Source organism: Halomonas smyrnensis AAD6, from assembly GCF_000265245.1.
Lineage (GTDB): Bacteria > Pseudomonadota > Gammaproteobacteria > Pseudomonadales > Halomonadaceae > Halomonas > Halomonas smyrnensis.
Map to the genome: position 1 here is coordinate 16,055 of NZ_AJKS02000017.1, position 14,509 is coordinate 30,563.

At 68.8% G+C, this 14,509-nt stretch carries 10 protein-coding genes; 5 read left to right on the forward strand and 5 right to left on the reverse strand.

Going from position 1 to position 14,509, the window contains the following annotated elements:
• Positions 1–28 precede the first annotated feature (28 nt).
• The gene (gene typA / locus UYS_RS0214480; RefSeq protein WP_016856240.1) at positions 29–1,855 is read right to left on the reverse strand and encodes a translational GTPase TypA; all 1,827 of its coding nucleotides are present in this window, start codon (positions 1,853–1,855) and stop codon (positions 29–31) included.
• Between the two features lie 532 nt (positions 1,856–2,387).
• Here typA and glnA point away from each other — a divergent pair.
• Positions 2,388–3,794 (forward strand): glutamate--ammonia ligase, encoded by a 1,407-nt coding sequence (gene glnA / locus UYS_RS0214485; RefSeq protein WP_016856241.1) that lies wholly within the window; start codon positions 2,388–2,390, stop codon positions 3,792–3,794.
• Positions 3,795–3,891: 97 nt separating this feature from the next.
• On the opposite strand, the gene UYS_RS0214490 is transcribed toward glnA, so the two are convergent.
• On the reverse strand, positions 3,892–4,605 hold the full coding sequence (locus UYS_RS0214490) for a ZIP family metal transporter (RefSeq protein ID WP_016856242.1): 714 nt from the start codon (positions 4,603–4,605) through the stop codon (positions 3,892–3,894).
• A 165-nt stretch (positions 4,606–4,770) separates the two neighbouring features.
• Between UYS_RS0214490 and UYS_RS0214495 the strand changes: the two genes are divergently transcribed.
• From UYS_RS0214495 to glnG, 3 genes are all read left to right on the forward strand, one after another.
• Positions 4,771–5,352: a DUF4124 domain-containing protein gene (locus UYS_RS0214495; protein WP_016856243.1), complete on the forward strand. Its 582-nt coding sequence runs from the start codon at positions 4,771–4,773 to the stop codon at positions 5,350–5,352.
• A 424-nt stretch (positions 5,353–5,776) separates the two neighbouring features.
• Positions 5,777–6,823, forward strand: coding sequence for a nitrogen regulation protein NR(II) (gene glnL / locus UYS_RS0214500; RefSeq protein WP_016856244.1), 1,047 nt, complete (start codon positions 5,777–5,779; stop codon positions 6,821–6,823).
• Positions 6,816–8,222 carry a nitrogen regulation protein NR(I) gene (gene glnG / locus UYS_RS0214505; protein WP_016856245.1) on the forward strand — a complete coding sequence of 469 codons (1,407 nt, stop codon included), beginning with the start codon at positions 6,816–6,818 and terminating at the stop codon, positions 8,220–8,222. Before glnL ends, glnG begins: the two co-directional genes overlap by 8 nt.
• Positions 8,223–8,605: 383 nt before the next feature.
• On the opposite strand, the gene UYS_RS0214510 is transcribed toward glnG, so the two are convergent.
• Positions 8,606–10,423 carry an aminopeptidase P family protein gene (locus UYS_RS0214510; protein ID WP_016856246.1) on the reverse strand — a complete coding sequence of 606 codons (1,818 nt, stop codon included), beginning with the start codon at positions 10,421–10,423 and terminating at the stop codon, positions 8,606–8,608.
• A gap of 2 nt (positions 10,424–10,425) precedes the next feature.
• Positions 10,426–12,006, reverse strand: coding sequence for a peptide MFS transporter (locus UYS_RS0214515; RefSeq protein ID WP_016856247.1), 1,581 nt, complete (start codon positions 12,004–12,006; stop codon positions 10,426–10,428).
• A 268-nt stretch (positions 12,007–12,274) separates the two neighbouring features.
• Here UYS_RS0214515 and UYS_RS0214520 point away from each other — a divergent pair, with 268 nt between their 5' ends.
• Positions 12,275–13,612: a deoxyguanosinetriphosphate triphosphohydrolase gene (locus UYS_RS0214520; protein WP_016856248.1), complete on the forward strand. Its 1,338-nt coding sequence runs from the start codon at positions 12,275–12,277 to the stop codon at positions 13,610–13,612.
• Positions 13,613–13,629: 17 nt separating this feature from the next.
• Here the strand turns inward: UYS_RS0214520 and UYS_RS0214525 are convergent, their stop codons facing one another.
• Positions 13,630–14,439: an ATP-grasp domain-containing protein gene (locus tag UYS_RS0214525; protein ID WP_016856249.1), complete on the reverse strand. Its 810-nt coding sequence runs from the start codon at positions 14,437–14,439 to the stop codon at positions 13,630–13,632.
• Positions 14,440–14,509: the final 70 nt, after the last annotated feature.

Consider the following 14,509-nt stretch of genomic DNA (forward strand, 5'->3'; position numbering starts at 1 on the left):
GCAACGAGTCGCGGTGCGTCGATGCGGTTTACTTCTTCTTGGAACGCTTGCGCTCGTTCTCGGACAGCAGCTTCTTGCGCAGACGAATGTGGTTCGGGGTGATCTCGACCAGCTCGTCGTCGTCGAGGAACTCGATCGCCTGCTCCAGGGTGAAGCGGATCGGCGGCGTCAGCACCAGGTTCTCGTCGTTGCCGGACGCGCGCATGTTGTCGAGCTTCTTGGCCTTGGTCGGGTTGACGACCATGTCCTCGGCACGGCTGTTGATGCCGATCAGCATGCCTTCGTAGACCTCGGTGCCGTGCTCGATGATCAGCTTGCCGCGATCCTGCAGCGCGAACAGCGCGTAGGCCAGGGCCTTGCCGGAGACCATGGACACCAGCACGCCGTTGCGACGCTCGACCGAGGCGTCCGGCTTGAGGTCGCCGTAGTGGTCGAAGCGGCTGGTCAGGATGCCGGTGCCGGAGGTCAGGGTCAGGAACTGACCGCGGAAGCCGATCAGGCCGCGCGCCGGGATGATGAAGTCGAGACGCACCCGGCCCTTGCCGTCGGGGTTCATGTTCTTGAGCTCGCCCTTGCGGTAGCCGAGCTCTTCCATGATGGCGCCCTGGTGCTGCTCCTCGCAGTCGATGATGACTTCTTCGTAGGGCTCCTGCTCCTGGCCGTCGATCTCGCGGATGATGACCTCGGGGCGGCCCACGGCCAGCTCGAAGCCTTCACGACGCATGCTCTCGATCAGCACCGAGAGGTGCAGCTCGCCGCGGCCGGAGACGATGAACTTCTCCGGGGAGTCGCCCTGCTCGACGCGCAGCGCCACGTTGTGGATCAGCTCCTGGTCGAGGCGATCCTTGATGTTGCGGCTGGTGACGAACTTGCCGTCCTTGCCGGCGAACGGCGAGTCGTTGACCTGGAAGGTCATGGACACGGTCGGCTCGTCGACGGTCAGCGCCGGCAGCGCCTCGACGGCGGCCGGGTCGCACAGCGTATCGGAGATCGCCAGATCCTCGATGCCGGTGATACAGATGATGTCGCCGGCGGTGGCTTCGTCGGTCTGCACGCGCTCGAGGCCGAGGTGGGTCATCACCTGGCCGATCTTGCCGCGGCGGGTGTTGCCTTCCTTGGAGACGACGGTGACCTGCTGGTTCGGCTTGACGCTGCCGCGGGTGATGCGGCCCAGGCCGATGACGCCGACGTAGCTGTTGTAGTCCAGCGCGGAGACCTGCATCTGGAACGGGGCTTCCAGCTCGACCTTGGGCGGCTCGACGATGTCGACGATGGCCTCGAACATCGGGCGCATGTCGTCGCTCAGCTCTTCCGGCTCGGTGCCGGCGATGCCGTTGAGCGCGGAGCAGTAGACGATCGGGAAGTCGAGCTGCTCGTCGGAGGCGCCGAGGTTGTCGAACAGGTCGAAGATCTGGTCGATGACCCAGTCGGGGCGGGCGCCCGGGCGGTCGATCTTGTTGACCACGACGATCGGCTTGAGGCCCTGGTCGAAGGCCTTCTGGGTCACGAAGCGGGTCTGCGGCATCGGGCCGTCGACGGCGTCGACCATCAGCAGCACGGAGTCGACCATGGACATCACGCGCTCGACTTCGCCACCGAAGTCGGCGTGTCCCGGGGTGTCCACGATGTTGATGTGGTAGTCGCGGCCGTTGCCGTCATCCCAGCGGATCGCCGTGTTCTTGGCCAGGATGGTGATGCCGCGTTCCTTCTCCTGGTCGTTGGAGTCCATGATGCGCTCCTGGCCTTCGGCCTTGCGGTCCAGGGTGCCGGACTGCTGGAGGAGCTTGTCGACCAGGGTGGTCTTGCCGTGGTCGACGTGAGCGATGATGGCGATGTTGCGAAGATTCTCGATCACGACGGGATCCTGCTGGGAAAATTGGGGTGGCATTATAGGGTCAGGACCTCGACGCTACCAGCCTTGTGGCCTCCGGAATCCGGATCGTCGCGGTGTTTTTCGCCCGCGCGTCGCCGCGGGGCGCCTGGCGCGGCGCCTGGCGCGGCGGCTGGGCGGCGGAGGCGTCGGGCTGGTGCGCTAGAAAAGACGATGTGCACATATTTGGTGCATCGGGGGCGTGCGAGCGTCATCTTGGGGCGCATTCCGGCGGACGAGAAGGTGCCATGAGCGGGCATGATGCAGATTGGTGACTCTGCACTCTCATGAAGCAGGTTTTTTTCTTCTTTCTTCTCAGTCGTTTATGGAAGTGATTTCGGCGAATGTCGCCATTTTGGCACGCCATCTGCATTATTTGGGGCAATGCCATGGTCGTGCATGGCGGCGTGGGCATCGCACCGACGTCATGCTACAACGTCGACTGGACACACCCGCGACCGACGACAGACAGATTCAGCGGAATATCATAACCAGCCACTGTACCCTGGAGGACCTCATGTCCGAGAAGACTCTCGCCCTGATCGAAGAACACGACGTGAAGTGGATCGACCTGCGCTTCACCGACACCAAAGGCAAGGAACAGCACGTCACCATTCCGGCCCGTGACGTCGATGAAGAGTTCTTCGAGAACGGCCAGATGTTCGATGGCTCCTCCATCTCCGGCTGGAAGGGCATCAACGAGTCCGACATGATTCTGCGCCCGGAAGACGGCACCGGCTTCCTCGACCCCTTCACCGAAGACGCCACCCTGATCCTGCGCTGCGACATCATCGAGCCGGCCACCATGCAGGGCTACGAGCGTGATCCGCGCTCCATCGCCAAGCGCGCCGAGGCCTACCTGCAGTCCACCGGCCTGGGCGACACCGCCTTCTTCGGTCCGGAGCCCGAGTTCTTCATCTTCGACGAGGTGCACTGGAAGGCCGACATCGAAGGCGCCATGTACAAGATCACCTCCGAGGAAGGCGCCTGGGCCACCGACCGTCAGGTCGAGGGCGGCAACCTGGCGCACCGCCCGCGCGTCAAGGGCGGCTACTTCCCGGTGCCCCCGGTCGACAGCTTCCACGACATCCGTGGCGCCATGTGCAACACCCTCGAGGCCATCGGCCAGTCCGTCGAGGTGCACCACCACGAGGTCGCCAACGCCGGCCAGAACGAGATCGGCGTCAAGTTCAACACCCTGGTGAAGAAGGCCGACGAACTTCAGGAAATGAAGTATGTGGTGCACAACGTCGCCCACGCCTACGGCAAGACCGCCACCTTCATGCCCAAGCCGCTGGTCGGTGACAACGGTTCCGGCATGCACGTCCACCAGTCCTTCTGGAAGGACGGCGAGAACCAGTTCGCCGGCGACGAGTACGCCGGCCTGTCCGAAATGGCGCTCTACTACATCGGCGGCATCATCAAGCACGCCCGTGCCCTGAACGCCTTCACCAACGCCTCCACCAACTCCTACAAGCGTCTGGTGCCGGGCTTCGAGGCGCCGGTCATGCTGGCCTACAGCGCCCGCAACCGCTCCGCGTCCATCCGCATCCCCTACACCGCCAGCCCGAAGGGCAAGCGCGTCGAGGCTCGTTTCCCCGACCCGACCGCCAACCCGTACCTGTGCTTCGCGGCGATGCTGATGGCCGGTATCGATGGCATCAAGAACAAGATCCATCCCGGCGACGCCATGGACAAGAACCTCTATGACCTGCCGCCGGAAGAAGGCAAGTCCATCCCGACCGTCGCCGAGAGCCTGGACCAGGCCCTCGAGGCGCTGGCCGAGGACCGCGCCTTCCTGACCGAGGGTGGCGTGTTCACCGACGAGATGATCGATGCCTACATCGAGCTCAAGGAAGAGGACGTCGAGCGCCTGCGCATGACCACTCATCCGGTCGAGTTCGACATGTACTACAGCTGCTGATGCCGCGCGGCGCCCGGCGCCGCGCTCCGGCACGCGAAAGGCACGCCCATGGGCGTGCCTTTTTTGTGCGTCTTTCTCCCGGGGTCTCCGCCCGGGATCAGTAGATCAGCATATGGCCGCCGATGCCCATGGCGAAGCCGAACACCGCCCCCAGCGGCGGGCCCCAGTGGCGCTCGAGTCGGGCCTGGGGCGCCAGGTCCTGGAACACCGAATAGAGAATGCCGCCGGCGGCGAACAGCATGATCGCGGCCACCGCGGACGGGTAGGCGGCCAGCCACCAGTAGCCGCTCAGGCCGGCCAGCGGCCCCAGCCAGGCCATGGCGAAGAACATCGTCAGCAGGCGCCGGGTCGAGTAGTGGGTGTTCTCGCGCAGCTCGCGATAGGCGTTGAAGCCTTCGGGCAGGTTCTGCAGCGTCATCAGCAGCGCCAGCAGCACGCCGCTGCCGCCGCCGTAGGCGAAGGCCGCGCCCAGGGCCAGGGCCTCCGGCAGGAAGTCGGCGAGCATGGCGGTGAGCTGGCTGGCGGGGGTGCCGTTGCGGTAGAGGGCGATATCGAGCGCCATGAAGGTCAGGCCGCCGGCGAGGAACCAGGCCATGGCCGGCGCCAGGTCCAGGGCCTCGAAGCTGTTCGGCACCAGCACCAGGGCCACCGCCGAGAGCAGCGCGCCACCGCCGAAGGCGATGATGCCGTGGCGCAGCTCGTTCTCCAGCCAGTTCGGCCGGATGCGCTCCTCCTTGGCCACCCAGCCGCCCAGCGGCATCGCCATGCCGGCCATCAGGGTCAGCGCTATCACCTTCTCCCACGCGTCCATGCCGCTCGCTCCTTGGCTTGTCGTGTCGCAGGATCATCCTACTCGCATTCGCTCGGCCCGCGAACGTGGATTCCGTTCCGGGGCCGCCCTGGTCTAGGCTTGGAGCATGACGACGGCAGGCGCAAGGCGCGCCATGGACGGCCGTCACGGACCCGGGAGAGACACATGCACAAGGTTGTCATGACACTGGCGCTGAGCCTGGCGCTGAGCCTGCCGGCGGCGGCACAGACCATCTATCGCACCACCGACGCCCAGGGCAACGTCGTCTTCACCGACGATCCAAAGCGCGGCGGCGAGGCGATGGAGCTCGATCCGCTCACCGTGGTGCCGTCGCGGCCGGTGCAGCCGCTGTCGAGTGCCTCGCCCGGGCGGGCCGACGGCACCACGCGCTATGGCGAGCCCGGCCAGCCCTTCATGCCCTACGACGTCTTCGCGATCGCCTCCCCCGAGCAGGAGACGACCCTGCCCACCGGCGCCGCGGGCAACGCCCAGGTGCGGCTCGCCATCCGCCCCGCCCTGCGCGACGACCATCGCGTGCGGCTGCTGGTGGACGGCCAGGTCAGCCAGTCCGCCATGCACACCGACACCTTCCTGCTCTCCAACCTCAACCGCGGCGAGCACCGGGTGCAGGCCGAGCTGCTCGACGGCTCCGGCGCGGTGCGCCACCGCACCTCGCCGCTGAGGCTCTTCGTCCAGCGGGCCAGCGTCAATCTGCCGAGCAATCCCAACAACCCCGCCAACCATTAGCTGCCCCCTCGCCGGCCACATCGACCGCTGTGTCCGGACGGCTCCCCGAGGCCCTGTGACCCGCCCCCGGCGCGTGACGGCGGGCGCTTCGATGCCTTCGATCACGCCGACCGGGTGAGCGAGGGCAGCGCCTTCCGCCATGCCGAGGCGTTGCGCGGCGACCGTCCGCCCCGGGACGATCGCCGCCGGCGCGACCATGAGGCATGGCGAGCGCATCACGACCCGCGCGCGCACCTTCGGAAGGCGCCCGAGCGGGAGTAAGCGCGACCTCGCAGTGCGTGCACCAGCTTGGTGCACTACCATGGTGCATGATCCCCATGTCGGATCAGCCGGGAGGCGACGCCATGTCGTCTTCCCCAAAGTGGCGCGCTTCTTGCAGAACTTGAGGGAGGCGCCCCTCCACTCCGCTGCCGGGAATGCACCAATGTATCAACGCCTGATGGAACACCTCACCACCGCCGTGCTGCTGCTGGACGGCCAGCTGCGGCTGCGCTGGATGAATCCGGCGGCGGAGGCCTTGCTGGCGTTGAGCCGCTCGCGGGTGATCGGCCAGCCGCTGCCGGGGCTGGTGAACTCGGAGGACGACATCGGCGAGCTGCTGGCCAAGGCCCGCGACGAGTTCCATCCCTATACCCAGCGCGAGGCGCGCCTGACCCTGCCCACCGGCGACGCGCTGACGGTGGACTACACCGTCACCCCGCTGTCGGCGGACGAGCTGCTGATGGAGCTGGAGCCCCGCGACCGGCTGCTGCGCATCTCCCGCGAGGAGGCGCTGCAGACCCGCCAGGAGACGATCAAGGTGCTGGCGCGCGGGCTCGCCCATGAGGTCAAGAATCCGCTGGGCGGGATCCGCGGCGCCGCCCAGCTGCTGGAGCGTGACCTGGGCGACTCCCGGCTCACCGAGTTCACCCATATCATCGTCGAGGAGGCCGACCGGCTGCGCGACCTGGTGGACGCCATGCTCGGCCCGCATCGCCTCAATCGTCACGAGCCGCTCAACATCCACAAGGTGCTGGAGCGGGTCCGCGCCCTGGTGGCGGTGGAGCATCCCGAGGTGACGTTCACCCGCGACTACGACCCCAGCCTGCCCGATCTGATGGGCGACGAGTCCCAGCTGATCCAGGCCATCCTCAACGTGGCGCGCAACGCCGTGCAGGCGATGACCGAGGCCGGGACCGAGGGGCCCACCCTGGTGCTCAAGACCCGCGCGCGTCGCCAGTTCACCCTGGGCGCCGAGCGCCATCGCCTGGTCTGCCAGGTGAGCCTCATCGACAACGGTCCCGGCATCCCCGAGGAGCTCAAGGAGACGCTGTTCTACCCCATGGTGTCCGGCCGCGCCGAGGGCAGTGGCCTGGGGCTGTCGATCGCCCAGTCGGTCCTGCACCGTCACCAGGGGCTGATCGAGTGCGACTCCCGGCCGGGCCAGACCGAATTCCGACTGCTGATACCGCTGGAGACATCCCATGACTGAAGCCGCACGCGTCATGATCGTCGATGACGATCGCGCCATTCGCTGGGTGCTGGAGCGCGCTCTGGCCCAGCCCGACCTCGAGGTCGAGAGCGTCGAGCGTGCCGACCGGATCCTCGAGCGGCTGCTCGAGGATCCGCCCGACGTGCTGGTCACCGACATCCGCATGCCGGGCCTGGACGGCCTGGACCTGATGGCGAAGGTACGCGAGGCGCATCCGGAGCTGCCGGTGATCGTGATGACCGCCCACTCCGACCTCGACAGCGCGGTGGCCTCCTACCAGGGCGGCGCCTTCGAGTACCTGCCCAAGCCGTTCGACGTCGACGAGGCCCTGGCGCTGGTGCGCCGCGCCGTGGCCCACGCCCGCGAGCGCCAGCGCCCGGTCAGTGCGCCCGAGGGGCTGGACACCGAGATCATCGGTGAGGCGCCGGCCATGCAGGAGGTGTTCCGCGCCATCGGCCGGCTGTCGCAGTCGCACATCACGGTGCTGATCAACGGCGAGTCCGGCACCGGCAAGGAGCGGGTCGCCCAGGCGCTGCATCAGCACAGCCCGCGCGGCGGCAAGCCGTTCATCGCCCTGAACATGGCGGCGATTCCCCGCGACCTGATCGAATCCGAGCTGTTCGGCCACGAGAAGGGCGCCTTCACCGGCGCCACGGCCCAGCGCCAGGGGCGCTTCGAGCAGGCCGACGGCGGCACCCTGTTCCTCGACGAGATCGGCGACATGCCGGCCGAGACCCAGACCCGCCTGCTGCGGGTGCTGGCCGACGGCGAGTTCTACCGCGTCGGCGGCCACACCTCGGTGAAGGTCGACGTGCGCATCATCGCCGCCACCCACCAGAACCTGGAGGGCCTGGTCGAGGACGGCCGCTTCCGCGAGGACCTGTTCCACCGCCTCAACGTGATCCGCGTCCACCTGCCCAAGCTCGCCGACCGCCGCGAGGACATCCCGCGCCTGGCGCGCCACTTCCTGGCCGAGGCCGCCAAGGAGCTCGCCACCGACGTCAAGGTGCTGACGCCGGAGGCCGAGGCCCACCTGACGCGGCTGGCCTGGCCGGGCAACGTGCGCCAGCTGGAGAACACCTGCCGCTGGCTGACGGTGATGGCCTCGGGCCGCGAGGTGCTGGTCGAGGACCTGCCGCCGGAGCTGCGCGAGGCCGACGAGGGCGGCGCCGCCGGCGACTGGCGCCTTGCCTTCCGCGACTGGGCCGACCGGGCGCTCGCCGCCGGCCACACCCACCTGCTGGAAGAAGCCGTGCCGGACTTCGAGAAGATCCTGATCGAGACCGCGCTCAAGCACACCGGCGGGCGCAAGGGCGAGGCCGCCGAGCTGCTGGGCTGGGGGCGCAATACGCTGACCCGCAAGCTCAAGACGCTGCTGCCGGAGATGGCGGAGGACTGAGCCGCCGAGCCCTTGGGCTGGGGGCGCAATACGCGCACTCTCAAGGGCCGGCAAGCTCAAGACGCTGCTGCCGGAGATGGYGGAGGACTGAGYCGCCGAGCCSYTGGGCTGGGGGCGCAATACGCSCTCTCTCGAGSGCCGGCAAGCTCAAGACSCTGCTGCCGGAGATGGCGGAGGACTGAGYCGCCGAGCCCTTGGGCWGGGGGCRCAAYACSCGCWCTCTCAAGGGCCGGCAAGCTCAAGACCCTGCTGCCGGAGATGGCGGAGGATTAGGTGCTAAGTGCGAGGTGCTAGGAGTCAGAGGTAAAGAGTGAGGAATCACGAAGAAGGGCGCCCCGCGGGGCGCCCTTCTCCCGTTTCGGCTTCGGGAAAGCCGCTTCCGCTCAGCCGCGCTCGAGCGGTTGGGTGCGTTGCTCGAGCCAGGCCAGGGCCTCGCCCTCGAGCTTCGGCGCGAGCCGGCTGCGGACCTCGGCGTGATAGGCGTCGAGCCAATCGGCCTCGGCGGGGTCGAGCAGGCCGACGTCGATGGGGCGAGCGTCGATGGGGCACAGGGTCAGCGTCTCGAAGCGCAGGAAATCGCCGAACTCGCTCGCCTCGGCGGGGCGGTTGGCGGCCAGGTTCTCGATGCGGATGCCCCATTGGCCCGGGCGGTACACGCCGGGCTCGATGGAGGTGATCATCCCCGGCTGCATGGCGGTGTGCGGTGCGGCCGGGGCGTACCAGGCGATCACCTGCGGGCCCTCGTGGACATTGAGGAAGTAGCCCACGCCGTGGCCGGTGCCGTGGCCGTAGTCGCGGCCGCTGGCCCACAGCGGGGCGCGGGCGATGGCGTCCAGGTGCGGCGAGGGGATGCCGCGCGGGAAGTGCGCCCGGGACAGGGCGATGGTGCCCTTGAGCACCCGGGTGTAGTCCTCGCGGTGGGCGTCGGTGATGTTGCCCACCGGCACTACCCGGGTGATGTCGGTGGTGCCGCCGTGGTACTGCCCGCCGGAGTCGATCAGCAGCAGGCCGTCGCCCTCGATGGTGGCGTGGGCCTCCGGCGTGGCGTGGTAGTGCGGCAGCGCACCGTTGGCGTTGTAGGCGGCGATGGTGCCGAAGCTGCGGCTGACGAAGCCGGGGCGGCGGGCGCGGGCGGCGGTGAGCTTCTCGTCCACGGTCAGCTCGGTGACCGTCTCGCCGCGCTCGAGCGCGGCCTCGAGCCAGGCGAAGAACTCGCACAGGGCCGCGCCGTCTTCCTCCATGGCCTCGCGCACGTGGGCCAGGTCGGCGTCGCTCTTGCGGCCCTTGGCCAGGGTGCTGGGCTGGTAGGCCTCGGCCAGCGCCACGCCTTCCGGCAGCGCCTCGCGGGTGCCCAGGGTCAGCTTGGCCGGGTCGATCAGCACCCGGGCGTCGGCCGGCAGTTCGCCGAGCCGGCGTGGCCAGTCGGCGTAGTCGGCCACCGCGATGCCGTCCTCGGCCAGCGCCGCCGTGAGCTCGTCGTCGAGCTTGCCCGGGGCGACGAACAGCGTGGCGCTGTCGCGGCCCACCAGCAGGTGGGCGAGGAACACCGGGTTGAACTCGACGTCGGCGCCGCGCAGCTGGGTCAGCCAGGCGATGTCGTCCAGGGTCGAGATGGGGTGCCAGTCGGCGTCGTGCTCGGCCATGGCCTCGCGTACCCGGGCCAGGCGCTGGCCGCGGGTCTCGTCGAGATAGGCCGCCGGATGGGCGTAGAGCGGTGCCTCGGGCAGCGCCGGACGCTCGGGCCAGATGGCGTCGAGCAGGTCGACGTCGCCGCGCAGGCGAACGCCCGCCGGGGTCAGATGATCCTCGAGCCGGCGCACGCTGGCCAGCGACATCACGTCGGCGTCGAAGCCGAGGGTGGCGCCCTCGTCGAGCCGCTCGGCCAGCCAGCGCATCGGCGCGTCGGCCTGGCCGGGCATGAGCTTCATCAGCGCGATGCCGCTGCCGGCCAGCTGCTCCTCGGCCTGCACCCAGTAGCGGCTGTCGACCCACACGCCGGCGGCATGCTGGGTCACCACCAGGGTGCCCACCGAGCCGTCGAAGCCGGACAGCCAGGCGCGGCCGGCCCAGTGCTCGGGCAGGTATTCGGAGTTGTGCGGGTCGGAGGAGGGCAGCCACCAGGCATCGATGGCGTGCTCGCGCATGACCTCGCGCAGGGCGTCGAGACGTTGGCGTGCGGTGGCGGCACTGGAAGAGGTCATGCTCAGGCTCCTTGCGGGTCGGTGGCGTCCGCGCGATGGACGGCGGTCGGGTCGATGAGGCGGTGGTGTCCGAGCATGCGCTTGAACACCGGCACGAGCAACAGCAGCACCGCGGCGAAGATCACCAGGGCGATGGCCGAGCGGCCGAACAGCTCGGGCAGCTGCTGGACCTCCTCGGGATTGACGTGGCCGCCGATCAGGCCGGCCACCAGGTTGCCGAGCGCCGAGCCGGTGAACCACAGCCCCATCAGCTGGCCCTGGGTGCGCCGCGGCGACAGGCCGGACATGGTGGAGAGGCCCACCGGGCTTAGGCACAGCTCGCCCAGCGTCAGCATCAGCATGCTGGCGATGATCCACAGCGGCGAGACCAGCCCGGGGCCGCTCAGCACCCGCTGGGCGGCCAGCACCATCAGGCCGAAGCCGGCGGCGGCCAGCAGCAGGCCGAGCACGAACTTCATCGGGCTGCCGGGCTCCAGGCGGCGGCGCCCCAGCGCCGGCCACAGCCAGCCGAACAGCGGGCCGAGCAGCACGATGAAGATGGGGTTCAGCGACTGGAACCAGACGGTGGGAATCTCCCAGCCGAACAGCCCGCGGTCGGTGTAGTTCTGGGCGAACAGGTTGTAGGAGGTGGGCTGCTGCTCGAAGGCGGCCCAGAAGAAGGCCGCGGCCACGATCAGCACGAAGCACACCGTGACCCGGGCGCGTTCGTCGCCGTTCAGGCCGTTGAACAGCATCAGGTAGGCATAGAAGCCGATCGCCACCACGATCAGCACCGAGGTCATGGCCTCGGCCAGGGCGCGGGCGTCGATGTGGATGACGCCGGTGGCGCTCAGGGCCACCAGCCCGGCGATCAGCGCCATGAAGCCGGCGACCCAGCTTCCGACGTGGCGGCGGCTTTGGGCCGGGGCATCCCAGCTCGCCTCGCGGCCGCGCTCGCGGTCGGCGCGCTGCATGGACGGCACCGCCCACAGGCGGAAGATCAGCAGCGCCGCCAGCATGCCGAGCCCGCCGATGCCGAAGCCCCAGTGCCAGCCCCCGTGTTCCAGCATCACGCCGCTGATCAGCGGCGCCAGCAGCGCCCCCAGGTTGATGCCCATGTAGAAGATGGCGAAGCCGCCGTCGCGGCGCACGTCGCCGTCGTCATAGAGGCCGCCGACCATCACCGAGATGCAGGTCTTGAACAGCCCCGAGCCGAGCACGATCAGGATCAGGCCGACGAAGAAGGCCGGCGCCCCGAGCAGCGCCGACAGCGCGATGGCCAGGTGGCCCAGGGCGATCAGCACCGAGCCGTACCACACCGCCCGGCGCTGGCCGAGCCAGTTGTCGGCCAGCCAGCCGCCGGGCAGGGCGGCCAGATAGATGGCACCGGCGTAGAGGCCGACGATGGCCGAGGCGGTCTTCTCATCGAAGCCCAGACCGCCGTCGAGCAGGCTGGCGGCCATGAACAGCACCAGCAGCGGGCGGATGCCGTAGTAGGAGAAGCGCTCCCACATCTCGGTGAAGAACAGCGGCCCCAGCGGGCGCGGATGGCCGAAGAAGCCGCGATCCCGTCGGGAGGTCGTGGCGTCGGAGGTGGAGGTCATGAAGCGTCTGCCTTATTGCTTGTGCATTGCCAACCGCGCCCGGCGGGAGTCCACGACGCCATATGCTGGCGTTTACTGCTGAATGAGAGGCGGCGTGGGTGGTCTTTTTTCTGTCTGACGCGGTTCAGACGGGGGATTCTATGGTGTTTTGTTAGCCAACGAAATACGACGGAAGCGGTAGGGCGCGGTGCCAGGCCTCCCGCATCGCCCCGCGATGGCAAAGCGGCGCGCGGCGGTGCCAGAATGGAACCCTCAAGGAGGAACGCCCATGACACAGATGACCTGGGAGCGGCTGCTCGACCCCGCCCGGCTCCACGACCGGCGCGGCACGTCCCGCGACGAGATCGGCCGCAGCCCCTTCCACAAGGACCACGACCGCATCGTCTTCGCCGGCTCCTTCCGCCGCCTGGGGCGCAAGACCCAGGTGCACCCGCTGACCGACAACGATCATATCCACACCCGCCTGACCCACTCGCTGGAGGTCGGCTGCGTCGGCCGCTCGCTGGGCATGAGCGTCGGCGAGGGGCTGCGCCACCGGCTGCCCGAGGACATCACGCCGGCCGATCTCGGGGTGATCGTCCAGGCCGCCTGCCTGGGCCACGACATCGGCAACCCGCCCTTCGGTCACGCCGGCGAGTACGCCATCCGCGACTGGTTCAAGCGCGCCGAGAGCGACGGCAGCGGCCTGCTGGAGGGGCTGTCCGACGCCGAGCGCGCCGACCTGCTGACCTACGAGGGCAATGCCCAGGGCTTCCGCATCGTCACCCAGATCGAATACAACCAGTTCCGCGGCGGCATGCGCCTGACCGCGGCGACGCTGGGCACCCTGCTCAAGTACCCCTGGACCGTCGAGCACGGCGGCAGTGCCGGCAAGTTCGGCTGCTACCAGAGCGAGGCGCATCTGCTGACCGAGGTGGCCGATCGGCTGGGGCTCCTGCCCCAGGGCGAGAACCGCTGGAGCCGGCATCCGCTGGCCTGGCTGGTCGAGGCCGCCGACGACATCTGCTACGCGCTGCTCGACCTGGAGGACGGCCTGGAGATGGGCATCCTCGGCTTCGACGAGGTGGCCGGCATCCTGACCCAGATCGCCGGCGGCGAGCCCGGCGACTTCGCGACCATGCGCGAGGAGGGCGTGTCCCAGCGGCGGCGGATCGCCGCGCTGCGCGGGGCGGCCATGGAGCGCGCGGTGACCGAGGTGGCCGGGGCGTTCGTCCAGCACGAGGCCGAGCTGCTCGGCGGCCGGCTGCGTCACGATCTGCTCGAGCTGTGTCACCCGGACCTGGACTGGGGCGTGAAGACGGCCAAGCAGCTGGCGCGGGAGCGCATCTTCCGCAACGAGCGCAAGGCCAAGCTGGAGATCGGCGCGTATACGACCCTGGGGATTCTTTTGGAGGCCTTTATCGGCGCCGCCCACGAGCTGCATCACACCGGTTCCTCGACCTTCAAGCACCAGCGGGTGCTGGCGCTGATCGGCGAGAACACCCCGCGGCCTTCCTGGTCGCTCTACGACAGCTACCGGCGCATGCTCGACTTCATCGGCGGCATGACCGACCACTACGCGGTGGATCTGGCCCAGGAGATGGGCGGGCGGCTGAGGGGCGACTGAGCGGCGGGGGCTGCTGCCTAGGCCGTCAGCTGCAGCGGCGGCTCGCCGTCCGGATCGCGATCGTCGTCGTCGAGGCCGATGACCCGGCGGATGGCGGCGCCGATGCGCCGGCTGCTGTCGGCGATGCCCTGGTTGCCGAACAGGCGGTTGAACTCGAAGACGTAGGGATGGCCGTCGACCATGGCGATGTCGAAGCCGGCGTGGTCGATGTCGAGCTCGCGGGCCAGGCGGCGGGCCAGGTCGATGGCCGCCTCGGGAATCGCCGCGTGGTCGATGCGCCCGCCCTGGCTGACGTTGGCGCGGTAGCCCTCGAGCGGGGTGACCCGCCAGTAGGCGGCGATCACCTCGCCGCCGACCAGCACGATGCGCAGGTCGCGGTCGATCGGCAGCCGCGCCTGGGCATACAGCACCGGCTCCTCGGCGACGTGGTCGTCGAGATCCCGGCGGGAGGCGATCAGCCGCACGCCCTCGCCCATGGCGCTCTTGATGCGCTTGGCGATGAAGGGGTAGCCGAAGCGCGCCTCGACCCGGTCCAGGACGGCGCGGGAGGTGCCGCGGATCTCGGTGGGCGGCACGTGCTCGGGGCACAGCGCCAGGAAGGCCCGGGTCTGCTGGACCTTGTCATGGCCCAGGTGATAGCTGGCGAGACTCGGGAAGATGCGCGCGCCGAGGCCGTAGACCAGGGCATTGACCTGCCAGTACTCGGGAAACAGCAGCCAGTCCGCCTGGCGGATCTCCTCCAGGTGGTCGTACATGCGTTCCGGCTTGATATAGCGCACGCCGGGAATGCCCAGGGTGCGAAAAACATCGAACGTGATGAGTTTCATGGTGGTGAAAAGGGTATCTCCTGCGAAGGCGGCGAATTATTATCCGACTTCATGGTTCTGGCAAGCGTTA